At 55.9% G+C, this 17,154-nt stretch carries 18 protein-coding genes and 5 pseudogenes; 12 read left to right on the forward strand and 11 right to left on the reverse strand.

What is annotated here, in order from left to right; genetic code table 11:
• Window positions 1–23: 23 nt before the first annotated feature.
• Complete coding sequence (locus tag C3L37_RS24600) at window positions 24–161, reverse strand: hypothetical protein (RefSeq protein ID WP_164974844.1); 138 nt, start codon at window positions 159–161, stop codon at window positions 24–26.
• Window positions 162–502: 341 nt separating this feature from the next.
• On the opposite strand from C3L37_RS24600, the gene C3L37_RS22045 reads away from it, so the two are divergent.
• Window positions 503–733 carry a helix-turn-helix domain-containing protein gene (locus C3L37_RS22045; RefSeq protein ID WP_129116701.1) on the forward strand — a complete coding sequence of 77 codons (231 nt, stop codon included), beginning with the start codon at window positions 503–505 and terminating at the stop codon, window positions 731–733.
• A gap of 227 nt (window positions 734–960) precedes the next feature.
• On the opposite strand, the pseudogene C3L37_RS22050 reads toward C3L37_RS22045, so the two are convergent.
• Window positions 961–1,071: pseudogene (locus C3L37_RS22050) on the reverse strand (SHOCT domain-containing protein); the annotation flags it as partial.
• 3 nt (window positions 1,072–1,074) lie between these two features.
• Here C3L37_RS22050 and C3L37_RS22055 point away from each other — a divergent pair.
• Window positions 1,075–1,787 (forward strand): annotated as a pseudogene (locus C3L37_RS22055) (RNA-guided endonuclease TnpB family protein); the annotation flags it as partial.
• 196 nt (window positions 1,788–1,983) lie between these two features.
• On the opposite strand, the gene C3L37_RS22060 reads toward C3L37_RS22055, so the two are convergent.
• Window positions 1,984–2,574 (reverse strand): hypothetical protein, encoded by a 591-nt coding sequence (locus tag C3L37_RS22060; protein WP_129116702.1) that lies wholly within the window; start codon window positions 2,572–2,574, stop codon window positions 1,984–1,986.
• Between the two features lie 121 nt (window positions 2,575–2,695).
• Here C3L37_RS22060 and C3L37_RS22065 point away from each other — a divergent pair, with 121 nt between their 5' ends.
• Window positions 2,696–3,106, forward strand: a complete 411-nt coding sequence (locus tag C3L37_RS22065) for a helix-turn-helix domain-containing protein (protein WP_129116703.1) — start codon at window positions 2,696–2,698, stop codon at window positions 3,104–3,106.
• A 177-nt stretch (window positions 3,107–3,283) separates the two neighbouring features.
• Here C3L37_RS22065 and C3L37_RS22070 read toward each other — a convergent pair.
• Window positions 3,284–3,523, reverse strand: a pseudogene (locus C3L37_RS22070) (hypothetical protein); the annotation flags it as partial.
• A pseudogene (locus tag C3L37_RS22075) lies at window positions 3,510–3,875 on the reverse strand (DUF7567 family protein); the annotation flags it as partial. The pseudogenes C3L37_RS22075 and C3L37_RS22070, both read right to left, overlap by 14 nt.
• Before the next feature lie 592 nt (window positions 3,876–4,467).
• On the opposite strand from C3L37_RS22075, the gene C3L37_RS22080 reads away from it, so the two are divergent.
• On the forward strand, window positions 4,468–4,761 hold the full coding sequence (locus tag C3L37_RS22080) for a PadR family transcriptional regulator (RefSeq protein ID WP_129116704.1): 294 nt from the start codon (window positions 4,468–4,470) through the stop codon (window positions 4,759–4,761).
• A gap of 122 nt (window positions 4,762–4,883) precedes the next feature.
• Window positions 4,884–5,147: pseudogene (locus C3L37_RS25945) on the forward strand (class I SAM-dependent methyltransferase); the annotation flags it as partial.
• Window positions 5,148–5,266: 119 nt separating this feature from the next.
• On the opposite strand, the gene C3L37_RS22090 reads toward C3L37_RS25945, so the two are convergent.
• Window positions 5,267–6,490, reverse strand: a complete 1,224-nt coding sequence (locus C3L37_RS22090) for an RNA-guided endonuclease InsQ/TnpB family protein (protein WP_129116705.1) — start codon at window positions 6,488–6,490, stop codon at window positions 5,267–5,269.
• 713 nt (window positions 6,491–7,203) lie between these two features.
• Here C3L37_RS22090 and C3L37_RS22095 point away from each other — a divergent pair.
• Window positions 7,204–7,614, forward strand: a complete 411-nt coding sequence (locus C3L37_RS22095; RefSeq protein WP_129116706.1) for a GlcG/HbpS family heme-binding protein — start codon at window positions 7,204–7,206, stop codon at window positions 7,612–7,614.
• A 211-nt stretch (window positions 7,615–7,825) separates the two neighbouring features.
• On the opposite strand, the gene C3L37_RS22100 is transcribed toward C3L37_RS22095, so the two are convergent.
• On the reverse strand, window positions 7,826–8,155 hold the full coding sequence (locus tag C3L37_RS22100) for a glycerol dehydratase reactivase beta/small subunit family protein (RefSeq protein WP_228546430.1): 330 nt from the start codon (window positions 8,153–8,155) through the stop codon (window positions 7,826–7,828).
• Between the two features lie 134 nt (window positions 8,156–8,289).
• The gene (locus C3L37_RS22105) at window positions 8,290–10,194 is read right to left on the reverse strand and encodes a diol dehydratase reactivase subunit alpha (RefSeq protein WP_129116708.1); all 1,905 of its coding nucleotides are present in this window, start codon (window positions 10,192–10,194) and stop codon (window positions 8,290–8,292) included.
• A 221-nt stretch (window positions 10,195–10,415) separates the two neighbouring features.
• Here C3L37_RS22105 and C3L37_RS22110 point away from each other — a divergent pair, with 221 nt between their 5' ends.
• Genes C3L37_RS22110 through C3L37_RS22120 form a run of 3 tightly spaced genes read left to right on the forward strand, consistent with a single transcriptional unit; the run spans window position 10,416 to window position 13,138 of the window.
• Complete coding sequence (locus C3L37_RS22110; RefSeq protein WP_129116709.1) at window positions 10,416–12,158, forward strand: propanediol/glycerol family dehydratase large subunit; 1,743 nt, start codon at window positions 10,416–10,418, stop codon at window positions 12,156–12,158.
• Window positions 12,159–12,164: 6 nt separating this feature from the next.
• Window positions 12,165–12,737, forward strand: a complete 573-nt coding sequence (locus C3L37_RS22115) for a propanediol/glycerol family dehydratase medium subunit (protein WP_129116710.1) — start codon at window positions 12,165–12,167, stop codon at window positions 12,735–12,737.
• Window positions 12,738–12,739: 2 nt separating this feature from the next.
• Window positions 12,740–13,138 (forward strand): diol dehydratase small subunit, encoded by a 399-nt coding sequence (locus C3L37_RS22120; RefSeq protein WP_129116711.1) that lies wholly within the window; start codon window positions 12,740–12,742, stop codon window positions 13,136–13,138.
• 540 nt (window positions 13,139–13,678) lie between these two features.
• On the opposite strand, the gene C3L37_RS22125 is transcribed toward C3L37_RS22120, so the two are convergent.
• Both C3L37_RS22125 and C3L37_RS25205 read right to left on the reverse strand, forming a co-directional pair.
• A complete protein-coding gene (locus C3L37_RS22125; protein ID WP_129116712.1) occupies window positions 13,679–14,068 on the reverse strand; it encodes a PIN domain-containing protein in 390 nt (129 codons plus the stop codon).
• A gap of 7 nt (window positions 14,069–14,075) precedes the next feature.
• Window positions 14,076–14,492 (reverse strand): FaeA/PapI family transcriptional regulator, encoded by a 417-nt coding sequence (locus C3L37_RS25205; protein ID WP_228546431.1) that lies wholly within the window; start codon window positions 14,490–14,492, stop codon window positions 14,076–14,078.
• A gap of 243 nt (window positions 14,493–14,735) precedes the next feature.
• Between C3L37_RS25205 and C3L37_RS22135 the strand changes: the two genes are divergently transcribed.
• Entirely contained in the window at window positions 14,736–15,056 is a 321-nt protein-coding gene (locus tag C3L37_RS22135) for an Lrp/AsnC family transcriptional regulator (protein ID WP_129116713.1), read from the forward strand.
• 5 nt (window positions 15,057–15,061) lie between these two features.
• Here C3L37_RS22135 and C3L37_RS22140 read toward each other — a convergent pair whose 3' ends face one another.
• Window positions 15,062–16,378 carry an RNA-guided endonuclease TnpB family protein gene (locus C3L37_RS22140; protein ID WP_129116714.1) on the reverse strand — a complete coding sequence of 439 codons (1,317 nt, stop codon included), beginning with the start codon at window positions 16,376–16,378 and terminating at the stop codon, window positions 15,062–15,064.
• A gap of 41 nt (window positions 16,379–16,419) precedes the next feature.
• On the opposite strand from C3L37_RS22140, the gene tnpA reads away from it, so the two are divergent.
• Complete coding sequence (tnpA, locus tag C3L37_RS22145) at window positions 16,420–16,821, forward strand: IS200/IS605 family transposase (protein ID WP_129116715.1); 402 nt, start codon at window positions 16,420–16,422, stop codon at window positions 16,819–16,821.
• Window positions 16,818–17,147: a hypothetical protein gene (locus tag C3L37_RS22150; protein ID WP_228546432.1), complete on the forward strand. Its 330-nt coding sequence runs from the start codon at window positions 16,818–16,820 to the stop codon at window positions 17,145–17,147. Before tnpA ends, C3L37_RS22150 begins: the two co-directional genes overlap by 4 nt.
• The last annotated feature ends 7 nt before the right edge of the window (window positions 17,148–17,154 follow it).

A 17,154-nucleotide genomic window follows, 5' to 3' on the forward strand; every position in this document is an offset into this window, starting at 1 on the left:
GACATTTGAGTATGAGGAGTGGGTTAGTTGCGCTGGAGTTCGAACGCGGACTCAGTGTAGAGGCGGTGCTTCCCAGAGGGGAATCGAGAGGTTTCGAGGTAGATCTCGACGCGGAAGGTTCGACTGAAGGGCAAGGTGAATTCGGTGTGGAGGGCGCTCATTCGTGGCCCTCCCTGAAACAGAAACAGTCGAAGCAGGGGAGTGTGCCGAGTGCAGCGCAGGTGTCGCACTCCGTGGGGAGTTGGGTTTGGATGTGGTTCGAAGCGCTATGCTTACGGGTATTGCAGTTGTGTGTTGACATGGGCTTTGGGTCTTTCCGAGAAGCCCCGCTCCGGATGCTGGACCCATCCGGGCGTTATCCTGACCAATGCCCTGTGGAACAGAGCTTCTCTACCCTCCGTAGGATGCCGTATGGATAAAAAGCTTACCATGCGGCAACTTACGAATGGCTCGACGACTTCGATCCCTAAACACTATGCGGTGAGTCCGATATGGTGGTATAATGCCCGGCAAAGAGCGCAATGATGAAAGCGGGCAATACACAGCAAGTTATACAGACGACGATTTCCTGACGGCTATTCAGGATCTCGGTGGTGCTGCCGGAACGCGAGAAATTGCCGAGACAGTTGGCTGTCACCGAGACACTGCACGACGCCGGCTACACATTCTTGTTGAGCAGGGACAACTCCGCCAAAAGAGGGTCGGAGATTCAGTATTATGGATGCTCGACTGAATCGAATTTTATTCACTCAAGTAGAAGGTTGACCATAGCTTCCGGGGACGAACCTTTCTATCGCCCCACCGGCTGGCGCTGGATGCTTTAAATGTCCGGCCTGCACTGACGCCGGTTCGTCACGTCGGGTTCGACTCGTCCCGGTCGAGAGCGGCGCGCTCTCGTTCTTCGCCACCGTCGTCCGTCGAAAACGAAACCCACCGAATGGATATGGAGTTCGGCGAATCCTAGCCCCCCGCTCGAAGCCGTTCGCGGCGCTCCTCGTACTCCTGATCCGAAAGTTCCCCGCGAGCGTAGGCCAGCCGAAGTTCTTCGAGCGCCCGATCGCCGGAACATCCGTCGTCGACGCGACCGACGAGGCCGGTGAGAAGACGGTGGGTGTTGATCTCGGCATCAACAACTTCGCCGCACTCGCCTACGAAGATGGTCACAGCGAACTCTACCCGCTGAACTGCTTGAAGCAGGACGACTACTACTTCAGCAAACGCATCGCCCGGTGTGACGACTCGGACTCCAACCAATCCACGCGGCTGAACCAAAAGAAATCGGGTCGCCGCACCCACTACTTCCACACACTCTCCAAACACATCGTTCAACGGTGCGTCGACGAAGGTGTCGGAACGATTGTGGTGGGTGACCTTAGTGGCATCCGCGAGGATGAGGAGAACGGCGAGTCAAAGAACTGGGTAAACACGGCAACTTTGACTTACATTCGTGGGCGTTCGACCGCTTCACCGACCTTCTCGAATACAAAGCGGAGATGGAAAGCATCACGGTCGAACAGGTGTCCGAATGTGATACATCGAAGTCGTGTTCATGCTGTGGGCGCAAACGTGACGCGAACCGTGTTGAACGCGGCCTGTACGTGTGTGATGAGTGTGAGACGGTAGCAAACGCGGACGTGAACGGTGCGGAGAACATTCGACAGAAAGTATCTCCGAGTCCTGCCACGGATGGCGGTGATAGGAGTAACGGCTGGTTGGCACAGCCATCGACGTTCTTGTTTGACAAGGAAACTGGTGCTTTCGCACCTCAAGAACACGTAACGCCGTAAACCCTAATATCCCAACTCAGCGGTGCGATGCCGTGGGATTTCCGCGTCTTCAGGCGCGGGAGGATGTCAATACTCGAAAACGGGGGTGTCTTCCTGTTCGAGTTCATTCGCTGTCTGGGCCATCGATGAACAGGATTTCGTGGAGAAACGACAGAAACGTCGGGGGTGTGAGTTACTGATTCGTCTCTGTCTACGGTTATTCCTGATCACCCATGAGAGCCTCGGCACACTCGATCAGGTCGTCCTCAGTCGTCCACTGGCAGAGACGACCAGCATCGTCGAGCATCTCGAAGATCGCGGTCTGCATTCCACTGTAGGGATTCTCGACATCAACGTTCGTGTCGATCGCGTCCGCATCTACCGTATTGTACTCGCGTTTGAACACGCGAGTCTTCGCGAAGTACTCCTCGAGGGCTGTGAAGTAGCCCTGCTCGACGAGGAAGCCGCCCTGGGCGTGTTCGGCGACGCCCACGATGATGTCCGTGTAATCGGCGAGCAGCCGGAACTTGAGGTAGGTATTCGTCCACTCGCTTCGAATGTCGACCATCAGGAACGCGTATGCACCGGGCTGCCGGTTGAATCGATCTTTCACGAGCTGGAGACGACGGATTTCGGGTTTCCCGTAACTGCCGAGGACAAAGTACGAAGTCTCAGCTGAGAAGATTGGCGTGAGCTCCGCAACACTCTGTTTGAGCGCTTCGTACTCCTCCGGCGTGAGTGAGGCCTCGTGCAGATACTCGTCGGCTTTCTCGGCGAGTTCGTCGACAGTGACCGGCTCCTCACTCATCTAACCGGGACTTCTCCCGTACCCCGCTTCAATGTGACGAATGCATCGGTGACCGTAACGTAATAGACCGATTCGTATTTGAGCGAAACGCTTTTGCACACACTACACGAATTGTGGTGTAATGAGTACGTCCGATCATCCGCCAAGCGACTTGGAGTCCGTTCGGGAGCGGCTCAACGTCGTCACCCAGGAGACGCGATTCGCGCTCCTCCAAGACATCCTCGGGCATCCGTCGGAACTGCCGACGCTGAAGGAACTCGACTACGTCAACCCGAGCAAGAGCCAGACGACGATTCGTCAGCACCTCCAGCAACTCGTCGACGCTGGCATCGTCGAGGAAGTCCTCCTGCCCAAGGACCGCCGGAAGAACGACCTCCCGTACAAGTTCTACGGAATCAGTGAGAGTGGTCGGCAGTTCCTCGAGGAGCACAAGCTCCTCCGGGCACAAGACACGCTTCGCGAGATCTACGACCGGGTGGAGAAGACCGACGACATCGAACGGTACGAGACTGCCCCGCGACCCGAGCGCTAACAGCTCCTGTCTTTCACTTTGCAGACGGGGTGTCACCCCGAACCACCGGCCATCCGACTGTGACGTTATTTCGTCTATTCGTCGGGATTGACGGGACCTTTGTACTGAGAGCGAATCTTGTCGCCGTCCCGCCACTGCCAGTAGTAGTAGCGGTTGTCGTTGATCTCCTTGATCGTGATACTTGAGGAACTCATCGAACCGCTCTACGTCGGTTGCGAGATGGCGTGCCCACTCGATGGCCCACTGGAGGACTGGATCGGACCCGCCCTTCCCGTGGATGTACCACCACCGAGCCGCTTTGAGAATGATGAGAGGATTCGTCGGCGGCTGTTCGCTCGCCAGTCCGCGGGTGATGGACTCGATCTCCGCAAGTACCTTTGCAGACTCGATCTCGCCTGACTGTGTCCTCGACGTCATCGAACTCACCACGTTTGACCGGCTCCCACTCGGCACTCGACTTGGGACTCCACCAGTCCACTTCGTAGGCGCCCGGTGCACCGAAGATCTTCACCCGTGCCGACCCGTCAGGGAGATCGCGACGCAACTTCTCGTCGACGTGTAGGTTCCAAGTCGTGTCGGTGTCGAAGCAGGCGAGGACGGCCTCCTCGTAACCGCGTGTCTCTCGCGACTTCTGGAGTTCGACCTGCGTATTGCAGTGCTTACAGAACACGCCCCCGAAGGGGGTGTAGCTGAACTCTTCGTGCCCGCAGACTGGACACCACAGGAACTCGAACAGTGCCTCACTATGAAACGCAGCTGAAGAACGCACTTGAAATCGATTCGGGCCAGCACAGAAAAACCGGTCTTCATCGAGCGAGTACGCCTCAGTCAGCGCTCTCGTTCGATCAGTTCAAGCTCCACGAAGTGATCCTCACCATGGCTTTCTTCGTGGGCGGTGCTCGTCGCGAGTGCAGGCTTGATCCCATCGACGATATTGGTATATGAGCAGGCGATACAGTCTAACTCGTATGTATTGACCTCACTGTGGATCATTGGTTCCGGTGGGGAAGTTGTTCGGCTATTCAACTCACTCCGCGCCGTCTCCTATGAGTTCGTCTGGTGCCCGCGCATCGCAAATCACCCCTTCCGGCTACCTCAGGGTCAATCTGCTGCCTATTCTCTTCGGTGTGCGAATGTCGCTTGATAACACCCAAAGTCATCTATAGTCGACTCAAAGCCGCTGAGAGACTGTCCCATATCCCAATAGTTTGCTACAGCTATCCTCCAAGGGAATGCCACGCAGCGATGTTTCCACGCTTGAAATTAGCCTTGACTGAAGCAACAACTATCTACTCCACCGGTTTTTCACGAGATAAGTAAAATGCAGGCGTATAAATATCTGGGTAATGATGTTCTGCATGATGACCCTCTTCACCCTCAGCGGGTTCCAGCGCGACCTCCTGACCGTCATCGCCGGCCATGACCAGCCCTCGGGCCAGCAGATCAAAACAGAGCTCGAGGACGTCCGAAACGAAGAAATCAATCATGGGCGCTTGTACCCCAACCTCGACACCCTCGTCGACAAGGGCTACGTCGAGAAAGGTGAGATCGACAGGCGCACCAACTTCTACCAGATCACCGACAAAGGTCGCACCGGCCTCAGAGAGCGCCGTGAATGGGAAGATCAGTATCTCCAAGAGGCTGCACTCGCATAAGCGTGCAATAACGTTTGCTAGATCGCCTTCGAATCGATCTGTAGTGCTTGTCGCCGCAGCCTTCGACATTCGGTACCAGCCAACAGACCAGTTTTATTATATTTGCTAGTGTGTCACAGACTGTGTCACGAGACGATCCCCTTGGTCACGCGATCCACGACCACTATTACGGAGACCAAGACGAACCGCTCATTGACCAAGACGGCACCGAAACCCGTGAACAGCCGATCGAACACTTCTATTTCGGCGAGTTCGATCCTGAAAGCGACGCTGGTGCGTGGGTCGCCTCCTGGCTCGACGGCCCATTGCTTGACATCGGGGCAGGTGCTGGCCGAGATGCGCTCTACTTCCAAGAACAGTTCGAAACCGTTGCAATCGAGATCAGTAAACTACCCTCCCCTACTTCGCTCGGTCTGACGACCTCGCTCGGTGAGGGGAGGGCTTTCGCGTGGACTCCCGTTCTATGCCACCCCCAGATCCTCCGGATCTGGTGGGTTGCGCAAGACTACGTCTTGCGAACACCGCCCGTGGTAGCAGGGGGGACGTACTCCCCACTTACGTTCAACGTCCCGCGATTCAAGCGCACGTCTACTGGTGCGCCTCCGTCGGCTGCATTTTGCCTCCGACGGAGATACCGATAACCGATGTTCTTTGCCGCGTTATAGTCCGCGTGGTTCTGATACCCGCATTTTAAGCACTCGAAGTGCTCCCCGTCGCGGTTGTCCTCATGAGTACAGCCACACGTCGAACAGCGGTGGGACGTGTGGTCCGGTGGGACTTGTACGGCTTCGACGCCGTGCTCTGCCGCCTTGTACTCAACGTATTGGAATAACCGGCGGAACGCCCAGACGTGGTGCCACGTCGCCTGCGGAATGGTCTCGCGGATATGCGTCAGGTCCTCGAAAACGATGTGCGAACAGCCGTATTCGACGGCTTCCTCGATGAGTTCGTTCGCTACGCCATGAAGGTATATCTCAAAGCGCCCGTACTCCTTGCGACCGACGCCTTCGATGGCGTCGTGTGCGGCTCGCGTCCCGCACTGTTGAAGCGAGCCACGGCGCTTCTCGTACTCCCGACGCCAGTGGTTGAACTCATCGGCAGACCAAAACGTACCGGTGGACGAAACGGCGATGTTGTTCGCCCCGAGGTCCACACCGAGGACTGTTCTGTGCTCGGTGTCGGGCTCGGGGTCGTCGGCTTCGACCTTCCGCATTGATGCATGAAGGAACCACTCACCATCCCGACGCTGTAGGGTCGCCATACGGAACTCGTAGTCCTCGTCATCGAGGTACGTCCGTGGATAGCGGTCGGGGTCATCGGGAAGGATGTAGTCGCACTCGACGCGCCCGTTGACGGTCGAAAGCGAAACATAGTCACGGTGGAACGTCGCGCTGCGTTTGTCGTAGACCGCGCTCTCGGCGGAGAAGTAGGGTTGCGACGTTCGTTCACCGCGTTGCAGTCTTGCCACACCGCTCTTGACGGCTTCGACCGCTCGCCGAACCCCTTTCTGCACGAGGTTCGCGGTAAGGTCGGTTTCATCCCGTAGTTGGTCGTACAACGCACGTTCTGCTTTGGCCTTCGAGGTAACGTGGTATCCGTCGTCGCCGTGCCAACACCATTCGCTCGCGGTGTTCGCACAGTGTTTGAATTGCTCGACCGTCTCACGGAGGGACGCATCGGCGTCTTGAGGCACGTCGAGCTTGATTACGGCGGTACGACGGTATTCCACGACGTTTCACATAACCGCGTGGTGTTACTTAAAGTTTGGGAGTGGTGCTGCCTGAGAACGTAGTTCGTCACGGAGTTGTCGGCTCCTTGCCCCCCTACTCCGTTCGCTTCGCTCACTCCGTTGAGGAAGGGGCCTCCGCCTCACAATTTAGGTGAAACGCCGCGGAACGAAACGCGTCGTCTTCACAGAGCAAGCGTTCGCGGAACTTGAGTCGGCGATGGATGGGGACTCCCGCAGTATCACAGACGTTGTGACGTGGTGGAGACAGTGAGGACGTGATAGCCGCCGAATCACCACCACCAACACGATAGGAGACTAACACCAATCGCGGGGACGTACGGTAGTATTAGCCGCAGCACTCGGGAGAGCCTTGGTTGTTGTAGGAGTAGTAGTGGTGGATGAAACGAGTTTGAGTGGTTTGCTCGTTCTAAGCCAATCACAACGGGTGTGATGAAAAAGGCGACACCGAGTGGACGTTCTCGCCAATCGAGCCAAGAATGCTGACCATGGGGAGAAACACACCGATAACCTTGAAAGAATCAGTACAGCAGTGTGATAGAAGCGAACGTCGGCGTCACGCTTCGCTCGGTACGTAGCACACTCCCTGTGGGCACTCATTGCCACGAACACGAGTCCACGCCACAGTCAATCGGTCCTCGAGCGCACAAAATTTTAACTCGTTATAGATAGATGCGGTCATCAGACCAGCAGAGATGACAGAGATAACACTTGACGTCGCCAAACAGCTCGTGGACACTGCCGAAGAGAAAGCCGAGGAGATCGATGTCCCGATGTGTATTGCAGTAATGGATGTGGGGGCAAACCTCGTCGCATTCCACCGGATGGATGATGCATTGCTCGCGAGTGTTGACATTGCCCAGAATAAGGCCTACAGTTCGGTGTCGCTCAGACTCGACACAGAGACGATCTGGGAGGTCTCACAGCCCGGTGAATCACTGTACGGGCTTGGCAACACAAACGACGGTCGAATCGTCACGTTCGGTGGCGGAATTCCGCTTGAGGTTGACGGACGCGTGGTCGGAGCTGTTGGTGTCTCAGGTGGAAGCGCGGAGGAAGACGTAAGTGTCGCGTCGGCTGCCGTCGAAGCGTTCGAATCGCTGTAGACCTCCCAAGACCAAAGTCACTGTATTCGATGTATTTGCCGTGTTGAATAGCGATCTAATCGGGTAAGCTACCCACGACTACAGTCGTGGGGTTCCGCCTCGCACTATGTCTGAATTCCCACCGTGTGGGAAGCCCCGCCGCTTACGGCGGGGAGGATGTCACACAAGGAGTCCGTTACTTTGGTCGGACCCTCTCGCTCGACCCTCTCGCTCAATTGACTGGCTTCAAGGGTGTGCCCTTCGCGAGTCGTGCCGAATTGGAACCGAGCGTCCGAGCAGATGCTGAGGTGACAGCAGAAACGTCGAAGACGGGATTGTCAGTGGGAAGTTGCTTGTGGTGGATGACGATTCGTGAGTGCTGAACGCTCACACCAATCTTTAGTGATGACTCGATTGCTGCCTCGTGTGCGACCGCAATGCCATCACCCTCGAACCCAGACTGAACGACCCATGAAACACCTTCTTCTTCGAGTCCGTTTTTGAGAGATGGGATCCACTCCGGCTCTTCCTCACCGAGACACCGAACGTGAATCCGTGGCATTTTGTCGTCCTGGTCGATTGATCCGCGGCATCCACTCATGTGTGAGGTGTTGTACAGTAACAACGATAAATAGAAGGGCTGGGTTGCGCGCCTGCGGTCCAGTTCTAGAATGAGCTGCCTTGTTTCGCAACGCGTCAGTCAGTCTTAGCGGGTGCCCGTTCAAGTGAGGTCGACAGTGCAGCAGGAATCCCGAAATCAAGGTAGCCGCCGCCACCGATGTGAGAGAGGACAAGTCCGGTAGCGACTGCGTTACGCGGCCCCATCTCACCGCGCACGTTCGCTCGACCACAGACGATACCGTACTCCGCAAGTGCGTCGGATATCATCTCTGGAATTTCAAAGTCAAGCGACGAGCGACCAACCATCACGACGAACGGGATCTGACGGATGCTCTCTGTGGGAGTAATCAGGTTAAGCGCCCGTTCTGCGTTCGTAACGAAAACTCGACGTTTAGCCTGCCGGCGGATGCGACGGATCTCTTCGGGGGATTTGTCCACCGGAACGGGTCGCATCCCGCCATCGTCTTCAAGCAGAATGGTTCGACCAAAGAGACTCGGGTCAACAGGCTCATCAAGAAAGTCGACTGTTCCGTCCTCCTCACGAATGCTAAAGAGCGTTTGGACCTTGGCAGAGGGATATTTTTTGACTGCTTCAGCCAGATCTCGGTCTTCGAGTCCGAGTTCAGAATCAATTAACATGGTAACCATATCACCTGCACCGGAGAGATGAATCGACTCGATCTCCTTGTCTTCGTCCATATATGCGGCATCGGTTGATCCGCCACCCATGTCTAGAATCGCAACGGGAGTCGCCGTCCCAGGAGTGGTAAGGGATCCGAGGACAGCCATGTTAGCCTCAACTCCCTGAATGATAACCTCTGTATCGAGTTCTGACTCAACCCCATCGGCGATTTGTTGCATCGGCAGTTGTTGGGTCTTGACCATTGCTGCCAGAGCAACCGCACTCTCCATGCTATGTTCGCCGGCGACTGATCCTTGGACCTCTTGCGGAATGAGTGTGTCAACCGCCATTATGTCTCGAATTTCGATGGTGTCGACAGACTGATCAGTAACTTCTGCCATACTATCCCGTGCTCGGTTCAACATGCCACCGATGTTCGAGCCACTCTCTCCCTGCACATCTGAGACAGGCCAACTGTTCATCACAGCGTCCATGATGGTATCGGCGCCCTCATCGACGGGGACCTCGGTCGTGGAACCACGCTCATCGATGATTTGCAGTCTTCCAGCTGGAATCGTCCGTTCCTCCACGTCACCTTTCGGTGTTTTGATAACAACAGCAGATTTGTTGCCGACAAGGGCCCGTGCGACAGGGATGACTTTCTGCGTTTCCTCCGAAGACAGATCAAACACCGTCGCAATTCCGTATGGGTTTGACAACTCGTCGATGGTCTTTCCGGTTGCTTGTGGAGCGACCTCGACGGCGGTCGGCTGGCCACGTGGGATCCGCTCGATTTGAGAAACTTCGTCGATAATTGGAATCTCGATGTTGATCCGATTATGAATCAGCACTGCATCGTCACGCTGGACAATTGCCCCGTTGACTTCGTATCCGTTCTCGTGCCATTCGTTGAGAAGTTCCGCTGCTACCGCAAAGTCGACCGATTCGGGTATTAAAAAGATAAGTGGATCAGTCCGATTGTGGTCGTCCATATCCGCTGAAATCTCGATCGATGTCCCGGTTCCTAACCCGACCCCACCTGGCGTTGAGGGGTCGTGACCAATCATCGTTGATTCGGTAATGACGGTCTCAGTAATCGTTTCCATCGCCACGTCACCAATGACGGGGGCAGCCTCATTGAGAAGGACTCGATCGATTCGGTTGATGTCGATATCTGCCTTTTTCGCTGCTCGTGTGAGCGCGTTCACGACCCCGGGAACATTTTTTTGTGTCCCCTTCAATCCGGTCGTTCTGTGCAGTGCACTAGAGATGAATTCGTGTGTCCCATCGTCCGACTGTCGCAAAAGCGCAACCTCGGTACTCGAGTTTCCGATGTCCACGCCTGCGATGTATGCCATAACATGGCATCTGAGGCGGGTTAAAAATACCTTTCCCAGTCATCAACAAGGTGAGCCGGAAGCGAGCGAGAGGGACGGAGGAGTGCGTTGGTGCAGTGGAGAAGACGTGGCGTGTCCAGACTCAACAAAGGCAAGCATACTTGTACTATCTTATTCAAAATTGTTACATACTATTAATAAATGTGAAGATATATGCAATCCGCCTCGAATGACCATGTGTGATGTCAGAGGATGACGCGGGAGACAGAGACATAACCCTTACCGATGGGTCAGGGGAGGTAGAAGAGACGACATCAAAACGCTCGAAACGATTCGAAGCGTTAGATGAGCGGGCAATCACCGAGGATGGCTTCGTGAACGAATGGCCCGAAGTGGGCTTCGTAGCTATGGAGAGCCCGAACGATCCTGATCCAAGTGTGACGGTTGAAGATGGGCAGATTGTCGAGATGGATGGAAAGGATCGTGACGAGTTCGACTTTATCGATCGGTTCATCGCGGACTACGCAATCAACACTGAGAAAGCAGAGGAAGCAGTTGGAGTCGATTCACAGACGTTTGCCCGGAAACTCGTCGATATTAACGTACCTCGCGAAGAGATTGTCGAGTTGTCGACTGCCATGACACCCGCGAAACTGGTTGACGTCGTCAATTATCTCGATACGGCCGAGATCATCATGGCGATGAAGAAGATGCGAACACGGCAGACACCAGGCAATCAATGTCATGTCACAAGCGTTAAGGACAACGTGGCGCAGATTGCAGCGGACGCAGCCGAGGCCGGACTCCGTGGCTTCTACGAAGCAGAGAACACGGTTGGTGTAGCCCGGATGGCACCGCTGACTGCACTCGCACAACAGATCGGTGCACAGTGTGGACGTGGCGGAGTTATCACCCAATGTGCTGTCGAAGAAGCAACTGAACTCGAACTCGGGATGCGGGGGATGACTGGATACGCCGAGACAGTCTCCGTCTACGGGACCGAAGACGTGTTCAAAGATGGTGACGACACGCCGTGGTCCAAGGCGTTCCTCGCGTCTGGGTACGCATCGCGTGGACTGAAGATGCGGTACACGTCGGGCGCTGGGTCTGAGCTCAATATGGGCCAGGCCGAAGGGAAATCGATGTTCTATCTGGAGACTCGCTGTATCTTAGTCACGAAGGGCTGTGGTGTTCAGGGACTCCAGAACGGGGGGATTAGTTGTATCGCAATTCCGACGTCGGTCCCAGCCGGTGTGAAGGAAGTCGCAGCCGAGAACTTGGTGACAATGATGGCCGATCTCGAAGTCGCCTCTGGGAACGACCAGACGTTTACCCACTCGGATAAGCGTCGAACAGCCCGCATGATGCCACAGTTCCTCGCGGGAACAGACTTTATTTTCTCGGGATACAGCGCTGTTCCGAACTACGACAACATGTTCGCGGGATCGACATTCGACTCCTATGACTTTGACGAGTACAACATCATGCAGCGGGATCTCCAGGTCGAAGGGGGCACGAAACCAGTCGATGAGGAAACGGTCCTCGAACATCGGGAACGAGCTGCGAAGGCACTGCAGATCGTCTTCGAGGAGCTTGGCTTCCCGCCGATTTCCGATGAAGAGGTCGAAGCGGCAGTCTATGCTGACGGTAGCAAAGACATGCCCCAACGGAGTACGGCCGAAGACATCAAAGCCGCAGAAGAGATGATGGAGGAGGGGATCACCGGTGCGGATATCGTGACAATCTTAGCACAAAACGGCTTCGAGGGGATCGCTGAGAACATGCTCGGCATGCTCAAGGGACGGGTTGCGGGCGACTATATTCAGACGTCGAGTGTCTTCTTAGGTGATGGTGACTTCGACGTCATCAGCGCCGTCAACGACCCGAACGAATACCAGGGGCCCGGAACAGGACACCGACTCGAAGACGGGGCATGGGAAGAAAAGAAGAACGTTCGATTCGCGGTCGATCCGGAGGACATCTGATTCGACATGGCGCAAGCACAACAACAGGAGCGGAAACTGGTGCTCACTGAAATGGGGGCCGCAGAAGAGGGGACCGACACTGACGAGGTAGTTATCTCAATCAGTGCTGGCTTCAACGAGATGAAAGACGAAACGTTAGCCGGTGTCAAACTCGCGAATGTCCTCCGTGAGATGATGGCTGGCATCGAAGAAGAAGGACTCACATCACGTGTCGTTCGCTTCACCGATAGTCTCGACCTCGGTGTTATCGGCCTTCGCGGGGCGAAACTCAGTGGCTCGGGTATCGCGATTGGGATCCAAACACGGGGGACGACCCTGATCCATCAAGAGGATCTCGTTCCACTGAGTAACTTAGAACTGTTCCCACAGGCTCCCCTTATCGACCTCGAGACATTCCGTTCGATTGGCAAAAATGCCGCACTGTACGCTAAAGGTGAGACACCAGAGCCGGTACCAGTCGTGAATGATCCGATGACACGCCCGAAATACCAGGCACTCGCAGCGCTCTGGCATATCAAAGAGATGCAGCTCAAGGACGAAGACAAGCCACCGATGGAGATGGAGGTGGCCTTCGAATAACTATGACTGATAACATCGAATACCCACTCGCTGACTATCCAGACCAAGTTGAAACGCCGAAGGGAACAAAACTCTCAGATATCACACTCGAAAAGGTCGTCGAGGGTGAGATCGATGGCGAGGAGCTTGTTATTGCGCCGGAAACCCTCGAAAAGCAGGCTCAGATTGCAGAGAACGCGGGGCGACCACAGCTTGCCCAAAACTTTCGACGGGCCGCCGAACTCACAGCCGTTCCAGACGACCGCATCCTCGAGATCTACAACGCACTTCGTCCGAGCGGTGCCGAAAAGGAGAAGCTCCACGAAATCGCCGACGAACTCGAAACCGAGTACGGTGCAGAAATCAACGCTGAACACGTACGTGAAGCCGCAGAGGTCTACGAACAGCGCGATCTCTTCTAGCGCTACTCACGTCGGCCTTTTTATATCGTGGCTTCAGTGTGAACTACCCCGACCTACTTCCTCGAGCCGAAGGCGCTCGGTCCTTGGGGTCGGGGCTTCCTGGTTCTGTGTCGGAACGTGCAGGGAACGTTCCCACAGCGGTTCCAGACTCCGCAGGCGGTTCTCTCGCTGGGCGGGTCGGAGTGACCCACTCCTCCCGATTCGACACGCCGACCATACCACCCGATGCACGCTTCGCGTCGTCGTTCGAAAGGCGCGACGCGCCTTTCGTGATCACGACACGGCGAAGCCGTTTCGAACCACGTGTGAACACCGGCGGAACCGTGGCGAGCATCTTCTTACCCGCCTCGACCGCGCAGGTCGTACAGATGCCGCAGACAGTGAACGTGACCCGTGCAGCGCTGTCTCCCCTCCCTGCGACCTCGCTTCGCTCGGTCGCTGAGGAAGGGGACTTAGCGCCTCAATTTAGTTAAACACGGCGCATCGCAACCGACCTCACCGAGCGCGGCGAGCTCGACTGTTTCCCTACCCTACGCATCCTCAGTATCCGTGGACGTCGAGCCCATCGACCCGCGCGAATTCATCAACGTTCCGAGTAAGAACTCGCGGATCGGGGCTGCCGACCGCAGTCCCCGCGATGAGGACGTCGCGAGCACCGATACGATGACCATGGTCGAGCAAGTCATGCTGGATCGCGATCGCGCGTCGAGCGACTGTTTCCGTAACCGGGAGAACAACGAGATCATCGACACGCTCGTCGAACTCCGCGCGGTATTGTGCGCTCTCCCCGCGAAGGCCGACACCGACCTCGAAAACGGTGAGTGCCGAGAGAGCTACTGGAGTCTCAGAATCGCGGAGCTCGACTACTCGTTCGATTGCGTCGCTATCCTCTCGAAGGACGTCATGAACAAAGGTCGAATCGAGGATCATCGAACGCCTACGCTTCGTCGATCCCGCTCAGCATCTGTTGGTCAAACTCCTCACCCCACTCCTCGGAACGCTTGCGAGAGCGTTCGGCCGCCTCATCGTCGTCTCCGAACAGACCGACGAGGTCGAATAGCGGACCTACGGGGCCGCCACGAGCGCGTTGCTCGTCGGAGAGCCACCAAACGACGGCACCAGCCCCGACCTTCTTTCGTTCGACGTTGCCCTTCTCCTCGAGCGAGTTGAGCTTATCGAGCGCGGATCGATTCGATATTCCGAGCTCTTCACCAACCTCTTTGCCGGTGAGCGGCTCGTCACGCTCGGTGAGTACCGCGATCACATCATCGATCGTCGCCTTCTCAATATACCTCCCATCATCTCCGCGGCTTCGGCTCATGCGCATGAATTGGAACCACTGATAGTTAACCATTTCGTGCGTATGAGAACGGTGTTTTCATTACCATCTGACACGAATGAGGTGGTAGAGACAAACCCTGTTGACAAAACCACCGAATCGGATACCAGCGTCTCTATGGTCGAGGACATCACAAGATTGCAGGGCGAGAAAGCCCACGACTGTAGTCGTGGGTAGCTTACTCGCTCAATGCCATGATCATCTCGCTCCCGGCACACCCACGCTAACATACTTCAATCGCGAGCCGAATTCGGTGCTATGGCTAAAAAACACGCTGGCACACTCGTCTTAGACGATGTCGACCGAACAATCCTCTACGAGCTACAGCGTGATGCACGACGGACTACCCACGAGGAGATCAGCGCCACAGCCGGTGTCTCACAAAGCACTGTCCGCAATCGAATCGTTGCCCTTGAGGAGGCTGGCGTCATCAAAGCGTACTCATCAGAACTCGATTACGAGCGTGCTGGGTTCGCGCTTCAAGTGCAGTTCGTCTGCACCGCATCGATGGAGACCCGCCATCAAGCCGCTCAGAACGCCGTAAACAACCACGGGTCGGATGACCCGTGGCTTTTGTGATTCCCTCAGTTCAACACTCCACGCGCCGCAAGTTGCGCGGATGAGGTCGGGCGGTTTACGTCACGCCCCGACCCGCACAGGCTCACCAACCTCACCGATGGTTGGGTTTTGCGAGTGCGGTAATTATCAGCCGGTTCGTCGTCGCTGGATATACGCCGGACGCCACGCCATGCGACGTTCACGCTCGCGTTCCGGTCCGCGTGGTCTTGCTGAAGCGAACACTCGTCGTTCCGGCAGGTAAACCGACCCTTACGGCGAGTACCGCGTTCGCCGCAGCACGAACAGGTCTGTGAATTGTAGTAGGCATCAACCTCGAACGTCGGGATTTCATTCCACGCCGCCTTATGCTCGATTTGGTCCTGCAACGCCCGGAACGGGAGGCGGTGAAGGCGTCGATTCATGAACGTCCCGTAGTCCATCCCGTCGCGGATACCGCTCATATCCTCGAACACGATTGTCGGCGCGTCGAACGTTTCGGCGAACGCGAGTACTGCCGCCGATATGCGGTAAAGTACCCAGTTGACGTATCGTTCTTCTTTGTCACCGATGCGCCGGTATATCGAGTGTTGGTCTCGTTCTTGGCACCGACGGCTGATGTCGTGAAGCCGCGCACGTTCGCCCTTCACGGGACCGTAGTCGAAAACAAGCGTCCCCTTCGTGGCGAGCGTTTCGCGGTTCAGTGCGGTAAGTGCGACGTTCCGTTCGTTGATGTCCACGCCTATGACCGTTTCAGCGTCCGATTTGTCGGGTATATCAGCATTGTACTGTATCGGGACGTGTAGGTAGTACACGCCCTCTCGATACAGCACTTCAGCTTGCCCGAATCCGTATTCACCATCCGTTTCTGTGAGTGCGTCTTTCAGCAACCCGATGTCTGAATGGCGACCTCGGAGGAACCCGGAGACCTTCTTGTAGGGCTTCGCACTAATCGAGAACCCTACGCGACCATCGTCCCGCACTGTTAGGCGGTATCCTTCGCCATGCGCCATGACGAGCGGAAACGCGCCTTTCCTATCCGTCGAAGGCGCTCCCGGTTCTGGATAGTCTTCGGGATTGTCTAACGAAAGCCATTGTGACCGAAGCTTTTGGTACGAACCCCATGTTGCCAACGCTTTCCCGACGACCGCGCACTTGTTATTGGCGAGGTAGTCGTCGGGCTTGATGTGCCGCTGGATGTCGGTTCGGGATAGTCCTCGTTGCTTCAGTTCGATACTCCGGACGAACACCTCTCGGGAGGTGAAGCGGGCGTCCTTCAACCAAGAGCGGTCGCCTTCTTCGATATGAAGGCGGAACTGCTTCGTCTTGGTTGGCGGGCTGCCCATAATTCTAATATATTAGGAAATTGTATAACCGTTGTGGTTCGATGACCGAGTACCGGAGGCACGCGCATACGGTGAGTACGTGCAAGTACCACTTCGTTTGGTGTCCGAAATATCGACATTCTGTGTTGGAGTATATCGAGGACGAACTCACGGAGATGCTTCACAAAACGGCGAAACGATTCGGGCATGAGATATTCTCGCTCGAAATCGCGGATGACCACGTACACGTGTTCATTCAGGTGGACCCGAAGTGGAGTCCGGCAGAGGTCGCCAAACAGCTCAAAGGGTACTCGGGTCGAACACTACTGGAACGACATCCCGAACTCAAAGAAGAATACTTCTGGGGAAGTGGTCTCTGGAAGGACGGGTACTACGTCGGAACGACGGGGAACGTCGCGGCGGATGTTGTTCAACGGTATATCGATGAAACGAAACACACATGACCGGACGAATCAGTGTACGCGATTCACCCACGGGTCAGGTGACCCGTGGACCTCTCGCTGCTTTTTCTTTAGAAATCGGTGGCATCATCACCGTCCAGGAGATGGTTACCAGCGAACGAAATCTCCTTATCGAGGTCATCGCGGCGAATTCGCATGATCTCACCGAGATCACGCGAGAACTCGGCAATCTCGACCTAACAATCCATAGCTCCCAGATCGTCACGAACACCTATAGACAGCCGTTCAACTACCTCGAGGACAGTCAGTCTCAATCTGAAGCCGACGAGGGCGATTCTCCCGATTACGTACGAGAGCCCGACACATAGCGATTTT

The organism is Halegenticoccus tardaugens (assembly GCF_004116405.1).
Lineage (GTDB): Archaea > Halobacteriota > Halobacteria > Halobacteriales > Haloferacaceae > Halegenticoccus > Halegenticoccus tardaugens.

Coding starts and splice junctions, on each gene's coding strand:
- C3L37_RS22150 (WP_228546432.1), top strand. CDS start 16,818: ATGACCGGACGAATCAGTGTACGCGATTCACCCACGGGTCAGGTGACC.
- C3L37_RS22065 (WP_129116703.1), top strand. CDS start 2,696: ATGAGTACGTCCGATCATCCGCCAAGCGACTTGGAGTCCGTTCGGGAG.
- C3L37_RS22080 (WP_129116704.1), top strand. CDS start 4,468: ATGACCCTCTTCACCCTCAGCGGGTTCCAGCGCGACCTCCTGACCGTC.
- C3L37_RS22125 (WP_129116712.1), bottom strand. CDS start 14,068: ATGATCCTCGATTCGACCTTTGTTCATGACGTCCTTCGAGAGGATAGC.
- C3L37_RS22110 (WP_129116709.1), top strand. CDS start 10,416: ATGTCAGAGGATGACGCGGGAGACAGAGACATAACCCTTACCGATGGG.
- C3L37_RS22105 (WP_129116708.1), bottom strand. CDS start 10,194: ATGGCATACATCGCAGGCGTGGACATCGGAAACTCGAGTACCGAGGTT.
- C3L37_RS25205 (WP_228546431.1), bottom strand. CDS start 14,492: ATGGTTAACTATCAGTGGTTCCAATTCATGCGCATGAGCCGAAGCCGC.
- C3L37_RS22115 (WP_129116710.1), top strand. CDS start 12,165: ATGGCGCAAGCACAACAACAGGAGCGGAAACTGGTGCTCACTGAAATG.
- C3L37_RS22120 (WP_129116711.1), top strand. CDS start 12,740: ATGACTGATAACATCGAATACCCACTCGCTGACTATCCAGACCAAGTT.
- C3L37_RS22140 (WP_129116714.1), bottom strand. CDS start 16,378: ATGGGCAGCCCGCCAACCAAGACGAAGCAGTTCCGCCTTCATATCGAA.
- C3L37_RS22135 (WP_129116713.1), top strand. CDS start 14,736: ATGGCTAAAAAACACGCTGGCACACTCGTCTTAGACGATGTCGACCGA.
- C3L37_RS24600 (WP_164974844.1), bottom strand. CDS start 161: ATGAGCGCCCTCCACACCGAATTCACCTTGCCCTTCAGTCGAACCTTC.
- C3L37_RS22095 (WP_129116706.1), top strand. CDS start 7,204: ATGACAGAGATAACACTTGACGTCGCCAAACAGCTCGTGGACACTGCC.
- C3L37_RS22060 (WP_129116702.1), bottom strand. CDS start 2,574: ATGAGTGAGGAGCCGGTCACTGTCGACGAACTCGCCGAGAAAGCCGAC.
- C3L37_RS22100 (WP_228546430.1), bottom strand. CDS start 8,155: ATGCCACGGATTCACGTTCGGTGTCTCGGTGAGGAAGAGCCGGAGTGG.
- tnpA (WP_129116715.1), top strand. CDS start 16,420: ATGACCGAGTACCGGAGGCACGCGCATACGGTGAGTACGTGCAAGTAC.
- C3L37_RS22045 (WP_129116701.1), top strand. CDS start 503: ATGCCCGGCAAAGAGCGCAATGATGAAAGCGGGCAATACACAGCAAGT.